Consider the following 3,012-nt stretch of genomic DNA (forward strand, 5'->3'; position numbering starts at 1 on the left):
TGTAGATTCAATTGGTCATTGCAACAGTTTTACTAAAATACTGATTTGCACAGGCACTAATGATGAAGCGAGCAAAACGTACATTTACTCAGGACGAAAAAGATCTAGTATTCAGATTATGGAAACAGGGAACAGGCTTTAGTGATATTGGCCGTGTCTTAAACGCTGCTCCTGGCACGGTATTCACAGCCTTACGCGAAACTGGTGGTATTAAACCTAATCCTCGCAAAAGGAATAAACAACATCTCACGCTCGAAGAACGGGAAGAAATTAGAGTAGCGTTATCAGCCAAAATGTCGTTGAGAGCCATAGCTCGTATGCTGAATCGCTCCCCCTCAACAATTTCAAGAGAAGTCGCTCGCAATCGAGGTCGTCGTTATTACAAAGCTGTTGATGCTGACAACCGTGCAAAACGTATGGCTAAACGCCCAAAACTTGGGGTCTTAGAGCGCAATCCTGAACTCAGAAAAATCATCATGGCGAAACTCGAGCTTAAGTGGTCTCCAGAACAAATATCTGGGTGGCTTAGTGTAGAGTATTCGCGTAGAAAGCACATGCAGGTATCACACGAGACAATATATAAATCCATTTATGTTCGAGCAAAAAGTATCATTCATCACTCATTCACTCAGTACTTGCGTAGAGGCCGGCCAATGCGCCACAGTCGGTATCATCGTCGAAGTGGTGACCGAAGCTTCACGAACATTGTGAACGGAATTTCAATACACGAGCGTTCTAAGAATATTGATAACCGTAAATCAGTTGGCCACTGGGAAGGCGATCTTGTCTCGGGTTCAAGAAATACACACATTGCTACTCTTGTAGACCGAAAGTCTCGCTTTACTATCATTCTTAAGTTGGCAGGTAAAGACGCTGAATCTGTGCATGCTGCGCTAATAGAAGCGTTTAAACAAATGCCTGCTGAATATCGAAAATCGTTAACATGGGATAGAGGTATGGAGTTAGCGAAACATGCCGAGCTGACTAAAGAAATAGGGATCCCTGTCTATTTTTGCGATCCTCAGTGCCCATGGCAAAGAGGCACTAACGAAAATACCAACAGCTTAATTCGACAATACTTCCCTCGAAAAACAGATTTATCACCTCACTCACAAGAAAAGCTCAATGATGTCGCCACTCAACTTAATGAACGTCCAAGGAAAGTATTGAAATATAAAACACCATCACACATTATTGAAAAGGGTGTTGCGATGATCTCTTGAATCTACACTTCATCAAAGCTGAGTCGCCTCGATACCCGATAACTCAGCTCTGCAAGGTAATGAGAGTAAGCCGTTCTGCCTATTATGACTGGCTACAACGACCAGCCAAGCTCATTACAGCGGAAACTCTAAACCTTTATCGTCGAGTCAAAAAGCTCTTTGAGAAAAGTCGAGAGAGTCTGGGGAATCGAGAGATGACGAAAAAGTTGCGTGCAGAAGGCTTTACCGTTGGGCGTTACCGAGTACGCTCCGTGATGAACAAGCTTGGTCTAAAAGTCACTCAGCGAGTCGCTTACAAGGTTACAACGAAGCGCAAGCATAGCGATGCTGTCGCTGACAATCTGCTGAACCAAAACTTCAATCCCATCGCTCCTGATCAAGTTTGGGCCGGTGACGTGACTTACTTAAAAACAGGGGAAGGCTGGATGTACCTGGCGATTGTGATGGACTTGTACTCCAGGCGGATAGTGGGTTGGCATGTCGATAAACGAATGACGACTGACTTAGTTAGTAAGGCACTGACCAAAGCCAATAACTTAAGGCAGCCAAGCAAGGGGTTTGTGTTTCACAGTGATCGGGGCTCTCAATATACGAGCAAGAGATATCGTACCCTACTACAAGGGCTGGGCATACGAGCTAGCATGGGAGATGTTGGAGCGTGTTGGGATAATGCCGTGGTTGAACGATTCTTTGGAAGCCTGAAGCATGATTGGCTGTTTAAAGCGCATCAACCAACTCGAGAAAATATGGAGAAAGATGTGTCAGCCTACATGAGGTACTACAACCTCGAAAGACTACACTCGGCGAACAATGATATGTCGCCAATTAACTATGAAAATTCTCTAAAGAAAGTGTCCGGTTGGGGTTGACCAGTACAGGGATTTAAGGTGGAACTTAACCCAACAACGTTCATTTTTATCATTGATAAAGCTAAACGTATGACTACCAAAACCATGCATATGGCGATAACTTTTTGGGATCCCTCTATCACTCATTACAACCGTGACCTGATGAAGTGCTTCAGGTAAAAGCGTCCAAAAATCCCAGTTGGTATTGGCACACCTCATATTGGTTCTCGGATCGCGTTTCACTGCGTGATTCAAATCGGGAAACTTGAGTGGATCTCTTAGAAAAAAGACTGGAGTATTGTTACCAACAAGATCCCAGTTTCCTTCATCAGTATAAAATTTTATCGCGAATCCTCTAATGTCTCTTTCTGCATCAGCTGCTCCGCGTTCACCTGCTACTGTCGATAGGCGAACAAAAACATCCGTTTTTTTACCTACAGATGAAAAGATATTGGCTTTAGTGTACTGAGTAATATCGTGGGTGACAGTAAATGTCCCATAGGCACCAGAGCCTTTTGCGTGCATTCTTCTTTAAGGAATAACTTCGCGATCAAAATGGGCTAGTTTTTCTAAAAACCAAAAATCTTGTAGAAGCATTGGCCCTCTAGGGCCAGCTGTTTGTACGTTTTGGTTGTCGGAAACGGGGCATCCGCTCGTTGTAGTAAGTTTATTTTTATCTTTCATTGCAGTCCCTTTTATTTGCTTACAGTGTGAAAACTTAATCTCTGAAGCTAACAATAATTATTGATATTTTTGCGACTTTGATTAGGGTGTTTACTCTAGTATGCAACCGGCTTTGTTGCGTAATTCGATGGAACTAAATCAAGAAACTACGATCTGAGCGGCTACGCCCATCAATCGTCGTAGCCTCATGCCTAAACCTCGTTACAAAACAACTAACTGGAAGCAGTACAATAAATCCTTAATCAACCGTGGTTCTC

At 43.4% G+C, this 3,012-nt stretch carries 1 protein-coding gene and 2 pseudogenes; 2 read left to right on the forward strand and 1 reads right to left on the reverse strand.

Translation table 11 applies throughout. The features are described 5' to 3' along the window. Positions 1-62 precede the first annotated feature (62 nt). Positions 63-1,223 carry an IS30 family transposase gene (locus tag QTO00_RS18935; protein WP_331426140.1) on the forward strand — a complete coding sequence of 387 codons (1,161 nt, stop codon included), beginning with the start codon at positions 63-65 and terminating at the stop codon, positions 1,221-1,223. Continuing rightward, positions 1,205-2,092, forward strand: a pseudogene (locus tag QTO00_RS18940) (IS3 family transposase); the annotation flags it as partial. The gene QTO00_RS18935 and the pseudogene QTO00_RS18940, both read left to right, overlap by 19 nt. Positions 2,093-2,101: 9 nt before the next feature. Here the strand turns inward: QTO00_RS18940 and QTO00_RS18945 are convergent. Next, positions 2,102-2,755: pseudogene (locus QTO00_RS18945) on the reverse strand (catalase); the annotation flags it as partial. Between the last annotated feature and the right edge of the window lie 257 nt (positions 2,756-3,012).

The organism is Vibrio sp. M260118, from assembly GCF_036533755.1.
In the GTDB taxonomy this organism is placed as follows: Bacteria; Pseudomonadota; Gammaproteobacteria; order Enterobacterales; family Vibrionaceae; genus Vibrio.